16 protein-coding genes are annotated in these 15,496 nt (G+C 69.4%); 6 read left to right on the forward strand and 10 right to left on the reverse strand.

What is annotated here, in order from left to right; translation table 11 throughout:
• Nucleotides 1–329 precede the first annotated feature (329 nt).
• Nucleotides 330–1,256, forward strand: coding sequence for a hypothetical protein (locus B9G38_RS00410; RefSeq protein WP_321166649.1), 927 nt, complete (start codon nt 330–332; stop codon nt 1,254–1,256).
• A gap of 27 nt (nt 1,257–1,283) precedes the next feature.
• On the opposite strand, the gene B9G38_RS00415 is transcribed toward B9G38_RS00410, so the two are convergent.
• Nucleotides 1,284–1,586, reverse strand: a complete 303-nt coding sequence (locus B9G38_RS00415; protein WP_049929308.1) for a hypothetical protein — start codon at nt 1,584–1,586, stop codon at nt 1,284–1,286.
• A 139-nt stretch (nt 1,587–1,725) separates the two neighbouring features.
• Between B9G38_RS00415 and B9G38_RS00420 the strand changes: the two genes are divergently transcribed.
• Nucleotides 1,726–2,610, forward strand: a complete 885-nt coding sequence (locus B9G38_RS00420; protein ID WP_086219116.1) for a DMT family transporter — start codon at nt 1,726–1,728, stop codon at nt 2,608–2,610.
• A gap of 63 nt (nt 2,611–2,673) precedes the next feature.
• Nucleotides 2,674–4,251, forward strand: a complete 1,578-nt coding sequence (locus B9G38_RS00425) for a HAMP domain-containing sensor histidine kinase (protein ID WP_086219117.1) — start codon at nt 2,674–2,676, stop codon at nt 4,249–4,251.
• A gap of 38 nt (nt 4,252–4,289) precedes the next feature.
• Here the strand turns inward: B9G38_RS00425 and B9G38_RS00430 are convergent, their stop codons facing one another.
• Entirely contained in the window at nt 4,290–4,790 is a 501-nt protein-coding gene (locus B9G38_RS00430) for an SRPBCC family protein (RefSeq protein ID WP_049929311.1), read from the reverse strand.
• Between the two features lie 89 nt (nt 4,791–4,879).
• Between B9G38_RS00430 and B9G38_RS00435 the strand changes: the two genes are divergently transcribed.
• Together B9G38_RS00435 and B9G38_RS00440 are read left to right on the forward strand one after the other, a co-directional pair.
• Nucleotides 4,880–5,806, forward strand: coding sequence for a DNA-3-methyladenine glycosylase (locus tag B9G38_RS00435; RefSeq protein ID WP_086219118.1), 927 nt, complete (start codon nt 4,880–4,882; stop codon nt 5,804–5,806).
• A gap of 68 nt (nt 5,807–5,874) precedes the next feature.
• Nucleotides 5,875–6,333 (forward strand): DUF555 domain-containing protein, encoded by a 459-nt coding sequence (locus B9G38_RS00440; RefSeq protein WP_086219119.1) that lies wholly within the window; start codon nt 5,875–5,877, stop codon nt 6,331–6,333.
• A 96-nt stretch (nt 6,334–6,429) separates the two neighbouring features.
• On the opposite strand, the gene B9G38_RS00445 is transcribed toward B9G38_RS00440, so the two are convergent.
• The 5 genes from B9G38_RS00445 to B9G38_RS00465 form a co-directional block, all read right to left on the reverse strand.
• Nucleotides 6,430–6,663, reverse strand: coding sequence for a UPF0058 family protein (locus B9G38_RS00445; RefSeq protein ID WP_004598519.1), 234 nt, complete (start codon nt 6,661–6,663; stop codon nt 6,430–6,432).
• Nucleotides 6,664–6,906: 243 nt separating this feature from the next.
• Entirely contained in the window at nt 6,907–7,086 is a 180-nt protein-coding gene (locus B9G38_RS00450; RefSeq protein WP_049929314.1) for a hypothetical protein, read from the reverse strand.
• A 101-nt stretch (nt 7,087–7,187) separates the two neighbouring features.
• A complete protein-coding gene (locus B9G38_RS00455) occupies nt 7,188–8,234 on the reverse strand; it encodes a transcription initiation factor IIB family protein (RefSeq protein ID WP_049929315.1) in 1,047 nt (348 codons plus the stop codon).
• A gap of 357 nt (nt 8,235–8,591) precedes the next feature.
• The gene (locus tag B9G38_RS00460; RefSeq protein ID WP_086219120.1) at nt 8,592–9,905 is read right to left on the reverse strand and encodes a Zn-dependent hydrolase; all 1,314 of its coding nucleotides are present in this window, start codon (nt 9,903–9,905) and stop codon (nt 8,592–8,594) included.
• A 90-nt stretch (nt 9,906–9,995) separates the two neighbouring features.
• Nucleotides 9,996–10,328 (reverse strand): hypothetical protein, encoded by a 333-nt coding sequence (locus B9G38_RS00465; protein ID WP_086216561.1) that lies wholly within the window; start codon nt 10,326–10,328, stop codon nt 9,996–9,998.
• 95 nt (nt 10,329–10,423) lie between these two features.
• Between B9G38_RS00465 and B9G38_RS00470 the strand changes: the two genes are divergently transcribed.
• Entirely contained in the window at nt 10,424–10,636 is a 213-nt protein-coding gene (locus tag B9G38_RS00470) for a PLDc N-terminal domain-containing protein (protein ID WP_049929318.1), read from the forward strand.
• Between the two features lie 60 nt (nt 10,637–10,696).
• Here the strand turns inward: B9G38_RS00470 and B9G38_RS00475 are convergent, their stop codons facing one another.
• The 3 genes from B9G38_RS00475 to malA form a co-directional block, all read right to left on the reverse strand.
• Nucleotides 10,697–11,725, reverse strand: coding sequence for a sodium:calcium antiporter (locus B9G38_RS00475; protein WP_086219121.1), 1,029 nt, complete (start codon nt 11,723–11,725; stop codon nt 10,697–10,699).
• Nucleotides 11,726–11,729: 4 nt separating this feature from the next.
• On the reverse strand, nt 11,730–13,220 hold the full coding sequence (gene malQ, locus B9G38_RS00480; protein ID WP_086219122.1) for a 4-alpha-glucanotransferase: 1,491 nt from the start codon (nt 13,218–13,220) through the stop codon (nt 11,730–11,732).
• A gap of 124 nt (nt 13,221–13,344) precedes the next feature.
• Nucleotides 13,345–15,474 (reverse strand): alpha-amylase MalA, encoded by a 2,130-nt coding sequence (malA, locus tag B9G38_RS00485; protein WP_086219123.1) that lies wholly within the window; start codon nt 15,472–15,474, stop codon nt 13,345–13,347.
• Nucleotides 15,475–15,496: the final 22 nt, after the last annotated feature.

The following is a 15,496-nucleotide window of genomic DNA, read 5'->3' on the forward strand; positions in this document are numbered from 1 at the left end:
GAAAGACGGTTTTCGTGATGAGTATATAAACGACGGTTGGATGGTTTCACACTATCTGTAAAGTGAGGGTAGAAGCTGTCTATCGCTAGATCTCTGCGCTCGTTTACAGAGCTGATCTAACTCATTAACGTCCGTGGGCTTTTTCGACGTATAGCGAGCAGCGAGGGCGTTGACGCGCGACCGCTAGGCTTAAACGCTCCACAGCGACAGCTCCGGATCAGTCCGAGAAACCGCCGATATCGCCTGCCGGACAGCGCGAGAGGTCGCTTCGTACCGGTATCCGATCGACAGCAGCGGGTCGTCGGCCCGCCGCACCGAATGCGCGGACAGTGATCGTCTCGGCGCGAGTCCTATCAGTACTAATAGTTTCGTCAGTAAGTTTATCAGTTCTGTCGCTGAACCCAAGTGTAATGGGCGGACCGAACGGCACGGTACGGCTGTTCTGTGGCGAGCAGCCGTCGGTCCGCGACGGAGTCGACTCGGACCGTGTCGTGTCCGTCCTGTTTGGGACCGACGTGGAAAGGTGGCGGAGCGGCTGGGATCGAGCGCGAGCGAGACCGCCCGACAGAGAGGCAGTAGTGGACGTGAACGACATCGCTCGGAGCGGGACCGCCGCGTCGACGCAGGTCGTACCGAACAACGGCCTCGCTTACACGGTCCTCGGCCGGACCGTGGAAAGCGAACGGGTTTTCGACGCCGTCGCCGACCACTTCGACGGCGTCCCCGATGGCGCGATCGATGTGGTGGTCGACGACCTCGCGCCCGTCGCCGCCCGGGAAGGCGTCGACTCGGCAGTCGCGTTCGTGGACCGTCTCCTCGAGCGGTTTGTGGGGAGAGTGGGTCGGATTTCGATGGGGTGCTCGTTCGAGATCCCCGTGGAGTTGCTGTCACGAGTCGGCGCCCGCGCCGATGTCGTCGTCGGGCCCGACGCGGAGGCGGTGACGGCGGTCGAACGGCTCTCCCGCGAGGATCCCACGACGTTCGGGTACGTCCGTCGCCACTGGGTGGAGGCCAAACGCGGCATCGAGATGTGCGACCGAAACTACCCGCAGTCGAAGCAGGTACACGCCGCGCTGGCGGACCCGGAGACGACGCCGCGAACGCTGGGGGCGACGCTGTCGGGGATGGTCACGCTCGGCGCGCTCGAAACGTGGGGAGACACCGTCGGCCCGACCCGGTACGATCTCACCGCGTACCGGCCGAAACGGACGTGGGCGCTCGGTGCGGCGATCGCGACGGGCGTCTCAGACGACTGAAGGCGGGGTCGTACCGCAGTAGACGCGCTACTCTTTTGATCCGTCCCGAGCGTCCGCCTCCGCGACGCGTTCGAGGTCGGCATTCACCACAGTCCCGTTCGGCTCCAGCGTCACGCTCCCGAGCGATGCGGTCTCGCCCGTGTCGTACCGCGCGGCGACGGCCTCCAGCGTCGCTTGTCGGTCGAGCCGCTCCCACACGGCCTCCGCGATGAGCGACTGGAACGCCTCTGGGTCGGTCCATCCGGCGTCGATATCTGAGGGAACACCGACGACGACGCGCAGTTCCGTTTCGGTGACGCGGATGCCGACGCCGAACGTGTCCGCACACATGTGTGCCGGTTCGCGTCGCGGAGTGAAATCACCGTCGGCGTCGGTCGCTGACCGAGGAGCACGGGAGTATCTGCGTCGCGTCGGTCGATCGGCTCTCGAAAGCCGTAAGCAGTCGCCGTTCGAAGCGTCGTGAAACCCGATGACCTCGAACCCGGCGGTGTCACCCAAGGCGGCGCTGGCGACGGCGGTCGCGGCCGTGAGCGCGGGCGCCATCCTCGTCCGTCTGAGCGAGGCGCCGAGTTCGGTCGCCGCGTTCTATCGGGTGTTGTTCACGACGGTGCCGCTGGGGGCGGTCGCTGCGTGGCGGTATCGAGCGGATCTCGCGCGGATCCGGCCCCGCGATCTCGCGTTCGCGGCCCTGTCCGGGGTCGCGCTCGCGGTTCACTTCGCCGCGTGGTTCGAGAGCCTCCGGTGGACGAGCGTCGCCGCGAGCGTGACCCTCGTTCAGGCGCAACCGGTGTTCGTCGCGCTCGGCGCCTGGCTGCTGTTGCGCGAGCGCGTTACCCGCCGCATGGCGGCGGGTATCGCCGTCGCGGTGGGCGGGATGGTGTCGATGTCGTTCGGTGACTTCCTCAGCGGCGTGGCGGTCGGCCCCCGTCCGCTGTACGGAAACGCGCTGGCGTTGACCGGGGCGGTCGCCGCCGCGGGCTACGTGTTGGCCGGGCGGTCGCTGCGGCAACGCATCTCGCTCGTCCCCTACGTCACGGTCGTGTACGGCGTCTGCGTGCTCGTCTTGCTCTCGTTCGTCCTCGCGGCGGGACATCCGCTTACGGGATACCCGCCTCGGGAATGGCTCCTGTTCGTCGGCCTCGCGGCCGGTCCGGGGCTACTCGGCCACACCGTTCTCAACTGGGCGCTCGCACACCTCGAGTCGAGCGTCGTCTCCGTCTCGCTGCTCGGCGAACCGGTCGGGGCGACGCTGCTCGCCGTCGCGTTCCTGTCGGAGACTCCGACGCCGGCGACGGTCGTCGGCGGGTGCGTCGTTCTCTTGGGGATATACGTCACGGCGGCCGCTGACCGGTGACAGCGTTTTCAGCGTCGATATTTTGGGGTAAACGTTGAAACCGTCTGGCCGGTTGATTAAGATATGGACCGGCGAACGGTCGTCGCGTTTGTAGGAGACAATGCCCGCGCGAGCGACCGCGTAACGCGCGCAGTCGACGCCGCTTGGAAGGGGCCCGACGGACCGACGGTTCGGACGTTCGCCCCGGCCGATCTGGGTGAGGAACGCGACGACGGGGGCCCGCTGAACGACACCTGCGGTGTCGTCGTCACCGCCGCGGCGGCGGCCGACGACGCGGTAACGGAGCGGCTCGCGGCGCTCCCGTCGAACGTGCCGGTGATCGCGCTCGTCGAGGACGCGACGACGGAGACGATCCGCGCCCTGCTGGCGGCCGGCGTCGACGACGTGGTCACCGTCGACGACTGGGCGCTGTCCCCCGACGAGAGCGACGCCGTCCGGTCGCTCGCCGAACGCCTCGCGGGACTGTTAGAGCCCGACCGCGTCCAGCTCGGAACCGACGATGTCGCTCGCCTCTCTGAGGTCTTGCTCGACGCCGGGACGACGCTGATGAGCACCCGCACCGACGAGGTCGGAACGAAGATCGAGTGGACGATGGAGAACGTCGGCGAGCACGCCGAGCTCAACCGGATAATCTGTTATCGAGAGGAGGACGGGCAGTTCGTGCCGGCGTACAGCTGGTGTCCCGACGGCTTCGACCCCGCCCCGAGGCGGTTCGATGACTTCCCAGACCCCGACCAGCTGTCGACGTTCGGCAACGTCGCTCGGGGGGCGGCTCCTCCGCGCGGTGAAGACGTCTCGACCGCTGACACTGACGAGGCGGGTCCGCCGGCGACGGTTCACGTACCGCTCGTCGTCGACTGGGAGCTGAGCGGAATCGTCGCTTTCGAGTCCGACGACTACCGGACGTGGACCGACGACGAGGTCGACCTGTACCGTACTCTCGGGGATCTGGTCGCGCACACGATCGCGCGCAACGACCGTCGGGCGGCGCTCCGCCGACAGGCGGAACAGCTCGAGCAGTTCAGTGCGGTCGTCTCACACGATCTCCGGAATCCGCTAAACGTGCTCTCGGGGTACCTGTCGCTCTCCGAGGACGAGCTGACGCCGTCGCGATACGATGCCATGAGCGGCGCGGTCGACCGCATGGAAACGCTGATCGACGATCTGCTCATGCTCGCGCGGCGCGGGGAGGCGATCGGCGAGACGGAGTCGGTTCCGATCGAGGCCGTCGCGAAAGACGCGTGGGCGTCCGTCCGGTCGCCCGAGGCGACGCTCACTATCGCGGATGAGGTCGGTCAGGTCGAGGCCGACCCGGGACGACTCCGGCAGGCGCTGGAGAACCTCTTCCGGAACGCGATCGATCACGCGGGCCGGGATGTGGCGATAGAGATCGGCCCGCTCACCACGGAGGACGGCCGCCGCGGGATGTACGTCGCGGACGACGGTCCGGGGATACCGGTCGAACTCGCCGACACGGTCTTCGACTCCGGCGTCTCGTCCGCCGACAGCTCAGGGATCGGGCTGGCGATCGTCGACCGGATCGTGGAGGCCCACGAGTGGGACATCGAGGCCCGAAACGACGACGGCGCGGTCTTCGAGCTCACGTTCGGCGCGAGCGCGACGCAGGTCGCGTCGGCGTAGCGGATTCGCTCGGTGTCGGCGGCGGCTCCGTGACGCCGTTATGCGTCGGAGAACCGGTCGACGGTGCGCCGGTGACGGTCTCGGAACATGCCCTCGAACCCGATTTTCGCCGCGGGTCCGACGAAGTCGCCGAGCGGGCCGAGCGGCAGTCGATACGCGACCGTATCGACGAGCAGGGTCTCGTCCCCGTCGGCGTAGAACGCGTGGGTGTGCTGCCACCGTCGGAACGGTCCGTCCTCCATCTCGTCGACGAACCGCGCGGAGCGCTCGGGCGGGGTCTCCCCGTCGGGGTCGCGCTCGACGATGCGCGAAGTCCACCGCTGACGCGGGCCCGCTCCGAACGGTCGGACCGACATCTCGATCGCCGATCCGGCGACGAGAACCCCCGGATCGGACTCGCCGTCCGGTCCCTCCACGCCGTCGATGTGGAGGCGCATCCAGTCGGGGGTGAGTTCGCGCAGTCCGTCGACCGTGGAGTGGAATGCCCACACGTCTTCGACCGGAGCGGGCACCCGAATCGTCCGCCTGTACGTCGGCATACGTCCGGTACGGTGCGGTCGGACAAAAAGCCGTCCACGGCGGGCCGCGACCGAAACTCGCATGCCTGCGCGCGCGCTGATCGAATACGATGGAACGCGGGGCGATCGACGTCGGCGATCTGGCTGGACCGTTCGACCTTCAGGCGACCCTCGAAAGCGGCCAGAGTTACCTCTGGAACCGGTCCGACGGCGACACGTATGACGAACTTCACGCGCACGGCGGCGACGCGTGGTACGAGACCGTCGTCGATCCGATCCCCGGGGTGACTGACGAGCGCGTCGCGGTGCGGGTCCGACAGGAGGGAGGCGTCCACGACGGCACCCTCCGCTGGGAGGCGTCGACGGACGTTGAGCCGCTGTTGACGCACCTGCTCCGGCTCGACGACGACCTCGACGCGATCCTCGACGCCACGCCAGATCTGCCCCTGCTGGAGCGCGCGTACGACGCCTACGAGGGAATGCGACTGACCCGCGACCCGGTCTTCCCGTGTCTGATCTCGTTCATCTGTTCGGCCCAGATGCGGGTTGCCCGGATCCACGGGATGCAGCGCCGGCTCCGAGAGACGTACGGGGACGCAGTTCGACTCGACGACGAGACGTATCGGGCGTTCCCGACGCCCGAGCAGCTGGCGGCGCGGACGGAGGACGAACTCCGTGATCTCTCCTTGGGCTACCGCGCGCCGTACGTCCAGCGGACCGCGGAGATGGTCGCGACGGGCGAGGCCGACCTCTCGGAAGCGGCCGATCTCCCCTACGAAGAGGCCCGCGAGTCGCTCACGCGGTTCGTCGGCGTCGGTGACAAGGTCGCCGACTGCGTACTGCTGTTCTCGCTGGGATTCCTGGAGGCGGTGCCGTTGGACACGTGGATCCGCACCACCATCGAGGAGTATTACCCCGACTGCGACCGCGGGCGCTACGCCGCGACCTCCCGCGCGATCCGCGAGCGCTTCGGGGGCGAGTTCGCCGGCTACGCCCAGACGTACGTGTTCTACTACCTCCGCGCCGGCGGCGAGTGACCGGCGCGGCGCCCGGAGTCCGGCGCGGCCGAAGTTTGATACTCGTTCGCGTGGTACGCACAAACGTGATGGACTGTCGAGTCGTCGTCGAGGCCGCGGTCCCGGTGTACGACGTGGAGACCGCCGACGAGGCGGTCCGGATCGCCATCTCGAAGACCGGTGAGATGCTCAACCCGGACCTCAACTACGTCGAGATCGACACCGGGACCCGGACGTCGCCGAGCGGCGAACCGCTCGATCCGGCGTTCGTCGCGGCCGACGAGGCGCTCGTCGCCTTGGAGCTCCGGATGGACGTGTTCAACGTCGACCGCGGCGAACACGCCAGCCGCGTCGCGCGAAAGGAGATCGGGAAGCGACTCCGCAACATCCCGCTGAAGGTCCTTACCGTCACCGAGATCGGTCCCGAAGAGAGCGACCGCGCCGACGACGCGTCGACCGCGACAGGAAAGTCAGCGTCGGGCGACGAGGAGTCGAGCCGCAGCGACGGATCGGCACTCAGCGGCGGCGAGAAGCACGAGGAGTTCTGAGCCGGTCGCCTCCGTGCTGCCGGCTCTCGACGGGAGCGGCCGCGACGCTGGTCGGCGTTTGGTGCGGTCGGCGAGGAGCGGTACGCGGTAAACGTTTCAGTCGGCCGTCGGGGCCAGCGGCTCCGATTCGGACGACTCCATCGGCTCAGTGATTCCCTCTGTCAGCTTGAAAACGGCCGCCTTGTGGTCGGTCTTGGATTTGTGGATCGACGTCGGTTTCACGCCCAGTTCCTCGTAGGCTTCGAGGTCAACGTCGTCGTCCCAGAACTCGCACTGTTTTCGTACCTCCGCGAGGAGACCGTGAAGATGGATGAGTTCCTGCTTCTTCATGAGTACCAGTCCTTTGCTACCGGAGGTTTATATTATTATCTTGAGTAACGTTACCACACTATCCGCGTATTTCGCGAGTAGCAACGCGGAGAAGTGGGTTCTCGATAGATCGTTCAGGATCGTTTCCCGCGATCCGTCGCTACCCGAGGTCGACGACGATCAAAAAGTCGTTCGCGAGACGCCGACCGTGTGCGGTCGGGGCTCCGGTCTCAGGGGTGGTCGAGCCCCCGACCCGGCACGGCGCTACTGGAACTGTCTGACGGCTTCGAGGTCGCGCTCGGTTCGCATGAACTCGGTCAGGCGCCGCGTCGCGTGACACGCCGGACAACTGAAGTTAGACCGCAGGTCCTGAAGCTCGGCCGGGTTGTCCTGCCACTCCTTGCCGCACTCCGGACAGACGAGTCTGACGAACGCATCAACCATGTCACCCTGTACAGTCGGCCGCGTTAAAAACGTGGGTGGCGATCGGGGGTCGAGTGTCGAGCCCGACGAGACCGACATCGAACCGAGTTCCTGACGGCGCCTCAGGCGCTCGCGGCGCCGCTCGCGTCGAGGAGCTCCTTGTATCGATTCCGGATGGTGACCTCGCTGATGTCGGCGACCTCCGAGACCTGACTCTGCGTCACCTTCTCGTTCGACAGGAGCGCGGCGGCGTAGACGGCGGCGGCGGCCAGTCCGACCGGCGACTTACCGCTCGTGATCCCGGCGTTCGCGGCGTCGTCGAGCAGTTCGCGTGCGCGCCGCTCCGTCTCCTCCGAGAGGCCGAGCCGCGAGACGAACCGCGGGACGTAGCTCGTCGGGTCCGCCGGCTGGACGCGCAGTCCGAGCTCGCGGATGACGTACCGGTACGTCCGCGTGAGCTCCATCTTCTCGACGCGGGAGACCGTCGTGAACTCGTCGAGGCTCCGCGGGTTCCCCACCTGCCGGGCTGCGGCGTACAGCGAGGCCGTCGCGACGCCCTCGATGGACCGGCCGGGAAGCAGGTCCTCGTCGAGCGCGCGGCGGTAGATGACGCTCGCGGTCTCGCGGACGTTGTCGGGGAGGCCGAGGGCGCTGGCCATGCGGTCGATCTCGCCGAGCGCCTGCTTGAGGTTGCGCTCCTTGGAGTCGCGGGTGCGGAACCGCTCGTTCCACGTCCGCAGCCGTTGCATGCGGCGTCGCTGTCGGCCCGAGAGCGACTTGCCGTAGGCGTCCTTATCCTGCCAGCCGATGTTCGTCGAGAGCCCCTTGTCGTGCATCATGTTCGTCGTCGGAGCGCCGACCCGCGACTTGCTGTCCCGCTCGTTCGAGTTGAACGCGCGCCACTCCGGCCCGCGGTCGACCGAGTCCGCCTCGACGACGAGCCCGCAGTCGTCACACACCGTCTCGCCGTGCTCCGTGTCGGTCGCGAGCCGACCGCCGCACTCGGGGCAGGTCGTGGTGCGCTCGCGCTCGCTCTCCGTCGGCTCCGCGACGGCCGCCGACTCCGACGCCCTCGTTCGCGTGCGCTCGCCGCCCGCGGACGCGTCCGCGGAGTCCGCCCGTCCTTCCCGTTCCGTGCCGCCGTCGCTGTAGGTATGTGTCTCTGTCATGGGTGTGTTCCGACGATCCCCCGACGAAAATACAGCGAGGTCCGCGAATCGCCAGCTCGTTAACGTATAGTTAGTCGCAAAAGTATATAAATATATCTATAATTGAGCGCGGCGTTGCGACCGGAAGCGGCTTCATACGTCGGTGTACGCGGATATGTGACCTCGACCTCGTCCTATCCGCGATCGGTGATGTCCCGGAGCGGAGTCGTGCGACCGTATTTATACTTCACTCTCAGTGACCGCCCCCACGCAGCGAGGCCGGTCCTCGACTCAAGGGGCCGGTCGGCGCCCCACCCGAGGTCCGTGTGCCTGAGAGGCCACCGGGTACAGCGTCGACCTCGCTCGCACCGTCGACCGTCACCGCTCGTCGACCGCGGCGCGCGCGAGCGCGCCCGCCAGCACCTCGGTCGCCGCGGCGCAGTCGTCCCAGTCGGTCCACTCTCGGGGGTTGTGCGAAATCCCGTCGCGGGACGGAGCGAACAGCAGCGACGCGTCCGTGACGCGCGCGACCCGCATCGTGTCGTGCGCCGCGCCCGAGTGGAGGTCGATCGCCTCCCGCCCGGCGGCGTCGGCGGCGCCGTGTGCGGCCCCGCGGAGCCGGTCGCTCATCGGCGTGGGCGCAACGTCGAACGGTCGCTCGAACGCGGTCTCGACGCCCCGCTCGCGCTCCAGCCGCGCGAGCGAGTCGCGCGCGGCCTCGACGATCGCCTCCATGGATCCGGCCTCGACGTCGCGGATATCCACGCCGGCCTCGACGCGGCCGGGAACCACGTTCGTCGCGTTCGGCGCGACCGACAGCGACCCGACGGTGCCGACCGCCGAGGGCGACGAGGACGCCACGACCTCGTTCGCGGCGGCCTCGACGTCTAACACGAACTCGCTCGCGGCCGCGAGCGCGTCGGTCCGCTCGTCCATCGGAGTCGCGCCCGCGTGGTTCGCCTCGCCTTCGATCGTCGCTTCGCAGTGGGTGATCCCGGTGATCGTCGTCACGACGCCGACCGCCGCGCCCGCTTCCTCCAGCGTCGTGTCCTGCTCGATGTGGATCTCGTAGAACGCCGCCCACGACGCGGGATCGAGCGTCGTCGGGTCGCCGTCGTCGTCGGTCGGCGTGGCGGCGTCGACGGCGTCGCCCCCGCGGTAGCCGATCCGGTCGAGCGCCTCGCCGAGCGTCTCTCCGCCAGCGTTCGACAGCGCGAGCGCGTCGTCGAGCGCCGTCTCGCTGGTCGCGACCGACGAACCGAGGAGCCCGTTGCCGAAGCTGCCTCCCTCCTCCTCGGTGAAGCTGACGACGGCAACCGGTCGGTCCGGCTCGGCCCCTGCGTCGCGCATCGCGCGGACCGCCTCCAACGCGGCGTACACCCCGAGCGGGCCGTCGAAGATCCCGCCCTCCGGCACGCTGTCGAGGTGGCTCCCCGAAACGACCGGAGCCGCCTCGGGATCGGCGCTCGCCGGGACCCACGTCCCGAGGACGTTTCCGACCGCGTCGACCGCGACGTCAAGACCGGCGGCTCGAAGCCGTTCGACCAGCCGGTCCCTGGCGCGACGGTTCGCCTCGGATCCAGTGCGATTCGTTCGCGCGTGCGCGTCCGGATCGCCCGTTTCGACGCGGCCGAACGCCGCATTCGCCTCGATGTCCGCGCGGAGCCGGTCCGCGTCGACTGGGAGCGTCATACCTGAGCCGGGCGCTCCGCAATCAAAACGGTTCGGGCTCCGGCGGTCGCGTCGAGGCGGGTGTCCGGGCGGTCACCTCCCGAGTGGCCTTCACTCCCCGCGCCGCGCGAGCCAGTAGCCGGCCGAGCCCAGCCCGAGTCCGGCCGCGAACACGCGGCTCGCCGCCTTCCCGTCGATCGACCGCTCGGCGGCGACGCCGAGCGCCGCCCACGCCAGCGCGATCCCGAGGCTTCGTGCCGGGCCGCCGCGGAACCGCCGACAGCCCGCGGTCGCCCGCGCGTGACGGTAGAGGTAGCCGACCGCGAAGCCGGTCGCGAACGGTGCCGCCGGAACCCCCTCGGTGTCGGTCCGCGACAGCGCGAGCAGCGCGAGGCCGCAGCAGAGCTCGGTCGTGGCACCCGCTGCGCGCACGACACCAACCATGCGTACCGTTCACATCCGTCACTCATAGCCGTTTCGCCGGGAGCGCCTTCTGATCCCGAAGACACTTTGCGCGCGGCGTTGTGGTGTCAGCCGACATGTCCCCGTTGCTCCTCCAAGGCGCGGCGGCCGGTATCGCCCTCTTAGTCAGTCTCGGGTTCCTCGTCGTCCACCTCGCGATGATCGTGTGGACGTACTCTGACGCGCAGAGCCGCAGCGAGCACCCGCCGATCCTGTGGGCGCTCGTCGTGTTCTTCGCGCCGCTGCTCGGGATCCTGCTGTACCTCATCATCGGGCGGGACTCCTACTGAGCCGCCGTCTCGCGCACCGGCGCCGACGAGTGGTTCCCGGCGCCGATCCCGCCGGAGGACTCACACGCCCTTGAGCACGCTCGTCACGCCGACGCTCTCGGTGACGACCCACGCGACGAACAGCCCGTAGGCCGCGAGCAGCGCGTACGACTCGCGCTCGTTGAGCGCGAGGCTCGTCCGGAGCGTCACGAACAGCAGGACGGTCGCGACCGTCAACACGCCGAGCATCGGCACCGCCGTCGAGAAGTTGACGGCGACCTCGCCGACGATCAGCACGCCGAGCGGGATAGCGACGAGCAGGTCGAACGTGTTCGATCCGAGGACGTTTGCGAGGCTCGTCGTCCCCCGGTTCTCGCGCGCCGTCCGGACGCTGACCAGCGTGTCCGGGAGGCTCGTCGCTGCCGCGACGACCGTGACGCCGGCGAGGAACTCCGGGACTCCGAAAGTGACGCCGAGCGACTCCACCGACGCCACGAGCCGCTCGACGGTGACGACGATGACCGCGAGCCCGCCGCCGAGCTTCGCCCACTCGCGCCGAATGTCGATCCCCTCACGGACGCGGTCTATCGCCGCGTCGTCGACGTCCTGATACTGGATGAAGAGGTAGAGACCGTACAGCGCGAGCGGGATGACCGCGAGCGAGCGCGGCAACGTCCCGACGATCGGGTCCGTCGACACCGGGAAGTAGATGACCGCGAGCGCGAACGTCACGACCAGCGCGGAGACCGCCAGCATGTAGAACTGCGCCTCCTTGTACACGATCGCCCGGTTGGCTTCCAGCTCGTCCTCGCCTCCGAGTCCGGCGGCCGCGGGAATCACGAGAACGTTGAAGATGGCCGACCCGACGAGCGCGCCCACGCCCATGTCGAAGACGCCGGTGAGAGCGGTGACCAGCACGCTCACGAGCTCCGGGAAGCTCGATCCGACCGCGACGACGATCGACCCTTGAACCACCTCCGGGAGCCCGTAGTACCCGGACAGCGTCTCGGCGGCCTCCTCCAACCAGCCGCTCCCGAGCCAGATGAACGCGGTCGCCGCGGCGATCACGAGGACGTGGACGAGTGGCGAGTCGGGGAGGGCGCCCGTCACGGCGCTAGCGCACGTGCTTCTCGGCCAGCTCCCACAGCCGGTCCGCGATCGCGTCGTCGAGGTCGTCGCGGGCGACGCGCCACTCCCAGTTGCCGTCCAGCGTCCCGGGCTCGTTGAACCGGGACTCACTGCCGAGCCCGAGCAGGTCCTGAATCGTCGCCACGGCGAGGATCGCGTCCGAACTCCACACCTCGTCGATGATCGCCCACTCGGGCGGCTCGTCGGGGTCGCTCCCGACGTTGTACCGGAAGCAGTCGCGCTGCTCGGCGGGGAGGTCCTCGAAGTAGCCGGCCCACGTGTCGGTGTCGTGCGTCGAGGTGTAGCCGACGACCCCCTCGCCGTAGTGCATCGGCTGGTACTCGTTCCCCTCCGCGCACCAGTCGGCGTACTGCGAGACGCGCATCCCCGGGAAGCCGAACTCGGCCATCAGCTCGTCCATCGCCGGGTCCTCGAAGCCGAGGTCCTCGGCGATGAACGGGGCCGCGCCGAGCTCGCGCTCGACGGCCTCGAACAGGTCGCGGCCCGGCCCGTCGCGCCACTCGCCGTCCGCGGGGTCGTCGCTGTCGGCGGGGATCGCCCAGTACTTCACGAAGCCGAGGAAGTGGTCGAGCCGCGCCACGTCCGCGAGGTCGAACAGCCGACGGAACCGGTCGAGCCACCAGTCGTACCCCGACTCGGCGAGCCGCTCCCAGTCGTACAGCGGGTTCCCCCACCGTTGGCCGGAATCGCCGGCGTTCGGCGGCACGCCCGCGACCGCAGTCGGACGGTTCCCCTCGTCGAGCCGGAACGCTTCCGGGCTCGCCCACACGTCGGCGGAGTCGAGCGCGACGTAGATGGGCACGTCGCCGACGATCGATACGCCCTCATCGGCGGCGACCGCGCGCAGGTCGTGCCACTGGCGGTCGAACGTCCACTGGACGAACGCGCGGAACCGGACCTCCGCGGCGTATTCCTCGCGCGCCTCGGCCAGCGCGTCCGGGTCTCGCGTGCGCAGCGGCGCGGGCCACTCCGTCCACACGTCCTCAGGGCGGGCGTCGGAGAGCGCCCTGAACAGCGCGTAGTCGGCCAGCCACGGCTCGCGCTCACGAAACGCGCCCAGCGCGGCGCGGTCCTCCTCGGTCGCCCGCTCCTCGAACTGCTCGAACGCGGTCCGCAACAGCGGGAGCTTGTACTCGCGGACCGCGTCGTAGTCGACGCGGTCGGTCGGGAAGTCGGGGACCGGCCGCAGGTCCCCCTCGTCGAGCCAGCCGTCGTCGACGAGCCCCTCGGGGTCGACGAACAGCGGGTTGCCGGCGAACGCGGACGGCGACTGGTACGGCGACTCCCCGGCCACGGAGAGCGTCGGCCCGATCGGACAGATCTGCCAGTGGTCGACGTCGGCGTCGCCGAGGAACGAGAGGAAGTCGCGCGCGCCCTCGCCGAGGTCGCCGATCCCGTACGCCCCCGGTAGCGAGGTGACGTGACAGAAGACGCCGTCGGAGCGGTCGAATCGCATAGGCCACCCTGCGCCCCCCACTGACTTCAAACGTTGCGTCCGGGGATCGCGTCGCGGCGGCGGAGATCGTCACGACTGGCCGCTCACTCGTCCGCGACCGGACGGCCACTCTCCGGCCCGCCGTTCACTCCTCTGCGACCGGCACCACCGCCACGTCATCGACGCGGACCCGCTCGGTGCCCTCGCCGTCTTCGACCACGCACCGCTCGCCCGTGACCAGGTCGCGCTCGCCGTGAGCGACATCGATCGCGACGCTCGCGTCCGCGGGCGCGAAGTTGAGAACGACGATCAGGTCCTCGTCGCCGTCGTGCCGGCGGAACGCGACCACGTCGTCCGGGTGGACGTCGCCGCTCGCGACGATCGGCCGCTCGGAGAGGTCGCCGCTCGCGACGTGGTAGCCGACGCGCGACACGTCGCCCTCCGGCCCGAGCGCCGGGTGGTCCCGTCGGGTCGCGAGCAGTCGCTCGTAGCGGTCGCGGACCTCCTCGCGCGCGTGGTCCCACGCGATCGCGTCGCGCCGGCCGCGCTGACCGATCTCCTGGCCGGCGTACACCATTGGGACGCCGGGCAGCGTCATGATCGCCGCGCCCGCGGCCGCCGCGGCGGCATCGCCGCACTCGACGCGGTAGCGCGTCTCGTCGTGGTTCTCGATGTACTGGAGGAACTCGGCGTGGTCCGGGAACCCGATCTCCGCGCGCTGGTCGACCGCGTCGAGGACGCTCGAAGCGGGTTCCGCGCCGCGACCGACCTGGCGGAGCTGGAAGTACAGCGTCGCGTCGAAGTGGACGTCGAACATCCCCTCGTGGAAGCCGGGGATGTACGGGATCGTCTCGTCCATCAGGAGGAACTCGCGGTCGATGTCCTTCACGCGGTCGCGGAGTTCGCGCCAGAACGAGTCCGGGACCGCCCACGCCATGTCGCAGCGGAACCCGTCGACCAGCGGGGCCCACTCGTCGATCACGTCGAGGAGGAACCGCCGCACGTCGAGGTTCGCGTGGTTCAGGTTCGCGATAAGCTCCCAGTCGAAGTAGGTCCCCGGCTCGCCGGACTCCTGCCACTCGTAGCGGTCGCGGTACGGCGACTCCGGATTCTGGTAGGCGTCGCGGAACCACTCGTGGTCGCGGGCCGTGTGGTTGGCGACGAAGTCGAACAGCACGCGCATCCCGTGGTCGTGGGCCGTCTCGACGAGCGCTTCGAAGTCCTCGCGCTCGCCGAGGTCGTCGGCGGTGTCGAAGAAGTCGACGATGTTGTAGCCGTGTGGCTTCCCGTCGTGCCCGAGGACCGGCGTGAGCCAGAGCGTGTCGGCGCCGAGCTCCGCGATCCGGGGGATCCGCTCCGCGATGGCGTCGAACGCCGCGCCCTCATCGGCGTCCGCGAAGGTGCGGACGAACACCTCGTAGACGGAGGCGCTGCGAGTCCACACCGGCGGGTCGTTGAGTCGGAGCGTCTCGAAGTCGGGCGCGTCAGGGGTCAGCACGGCCTCGCCGCCGGCGTCGGTCGCTCCCGGCGGACCGTCCCCGGCGCGCTCGACCGCGGCCGCGTCGGCGACGCTCACGCGCGGATCCTCTCCCGAGTCCCGCGCGACCGCGACGGCGTGAACGCGGAGGCGGTCAGGAACCGCGTCGAGGGGGACGCGGAGTTCGCGGCCGCCGTCGCTCACCCGGAGCGCGTCTCGCGGGCTCGTGCGGCCGTCGGCCACCGCGGTCTCGACGTCCCGGTCGTCGACGACGAAGGTCACCGAGAGGTCGTCGGCGTCGAACGCGGACTCCGGGTTCGGCGTCGGCGTCGCGGTGAACACCGCCTCTCCGGCGCCCGCGCGTGCCTCCTCCCCTCCGGTCTCGCCGCCGGTCGACTCGGCGTCGCCGCCGAACGCGACGCTCGCGTCCACCCTGACCCGCGGCCGACCCACGCCCTCGTGCCGCTCCCGCGCGGCGTAGTCCACCGGCGCGTCGTCCGCGTCGCGGTCCCGTATCGCGGTCCCGCTGCCGCCGGCGACGTCGACGCCCTCGTAGCTCGCGGGGAACGCGCGGACCGTGAGCAGGTGGTCGCCGTCCGGCGCGTCAAGCCCGAGCAGGTAACGGCCCGGAACGTCGGGCGTGAACGCCGTTACGGCGTCGTCGCCGACGGTCGCCTCGCTGCCGGGCGGGGCGTCGGCGACGCGCCAGGCGTACGTCGCGTCGGGGTTCGGGTCTCGCGGAGCCAGTTCGGTCTGCTCGCCGGTCGCGAGGAAGCGCGGGGGTCCGGGGTGGTGCATGTGACGCCAATTAACGCCCGGG

This window comes from Halorubrum sp. SD612, assembly GCF_002135005.1.

Coding starts and splice junctions, on each gene's coding strand:
- B9G38_RS00415 (WP_049929308.1), bottom strand. CDS start 1,586: ATGTGTGCGGACACGTTCGGCGTCGGCATCCGCGTCACCGAAACGGAA.
- B9G38_RS00420 (WP_086219116.1), top strand. CDS start 1,726: ATGACCTCGAACCCGGCGGTGTCACCCAAGGCGGCGCTGGCGACGGCG.
- B9G38_RS00425 (WP_086219117.1), top strand. CDS start 2,674: ATGGACCGGCGAACGGTCGTCGCGTTTGTAGGAGACAATGCCCGCGCG.
- B9G38_RS00430 (WP_049929311.1), bottom strand. CDS start 4,790: ATGCCGACGTACAGGCGGACGATTCGGGTGCCCGCTCCGGTCGAAGAC.
- B9G38_RS00435 (WP_086219118.1), top strand. CDS start 4,880: ATGGAACGCGGGGCGATCGACGTCGGCGATCTGGCTGGACCGTTCGAC.
- B9G38_RS00440 (WP_086219119.1), top strand. CDS start 5,875: ATGGACTGTCGAGTCGTCGTCGAGGCCGCGGTCCCGGTGTACGACGTG.
- B9G38_RS00445 (WP_004598519.1), bottom strand. CDS start 6,663: ATGAAGAAGCAGGAACTCATCCATCTTCACGGTCTCCTCGCGGAGGTA.
- B9G38_RS00450 (WP_049929314.1), bottom strand. CDS start 7,086: ATGGTTGATGCGTTCGTCAGACTCGTCTGTCCGGAGTGCGGCAAGGAG.
- B9G38_RS00455 (WP_049929315.1), bottom strand. CDS start 8,234: ATGACAGAGACACATACCTACAGCGACGGCGGCACGGAACGGGAAGGA.
- B9G38_RS00460 (WP_086219120.1), bottom strand. CDS start 9,905: ATGACGCTCCCAGTCGACGCGGACCGGCTCCGCGCGGACATCGAGGCG.
- B9G38_RS00465 (WP_086216561.1), bottom strand. CDS start 10,328: ATGGTTGGTGTCGTGCGCGCAGCGGGTGCCACGACCGAGCTCTGCTGC.
- B9G38_RS00470 (WP_049929318.1), top strand. CDS start 10,424: ATGTCCCCGTTGCTCCTCCAAGGCGCGGCGGCCGGTATCGCCCTCTTA.
- malQ (WP_086219122.1), bottom strand. CDS start 13,220: ATGCGATTCGACCGCTCCGACGGCGTCTTCTGTCACGTCACCTCGCTA.
- malA (WP_086219123.1), bottom strand. CDS start 15,474: ATGCACCACCCCGGACCCCCGCGCTTCCTCGCGACCGGCGAGCAGACC.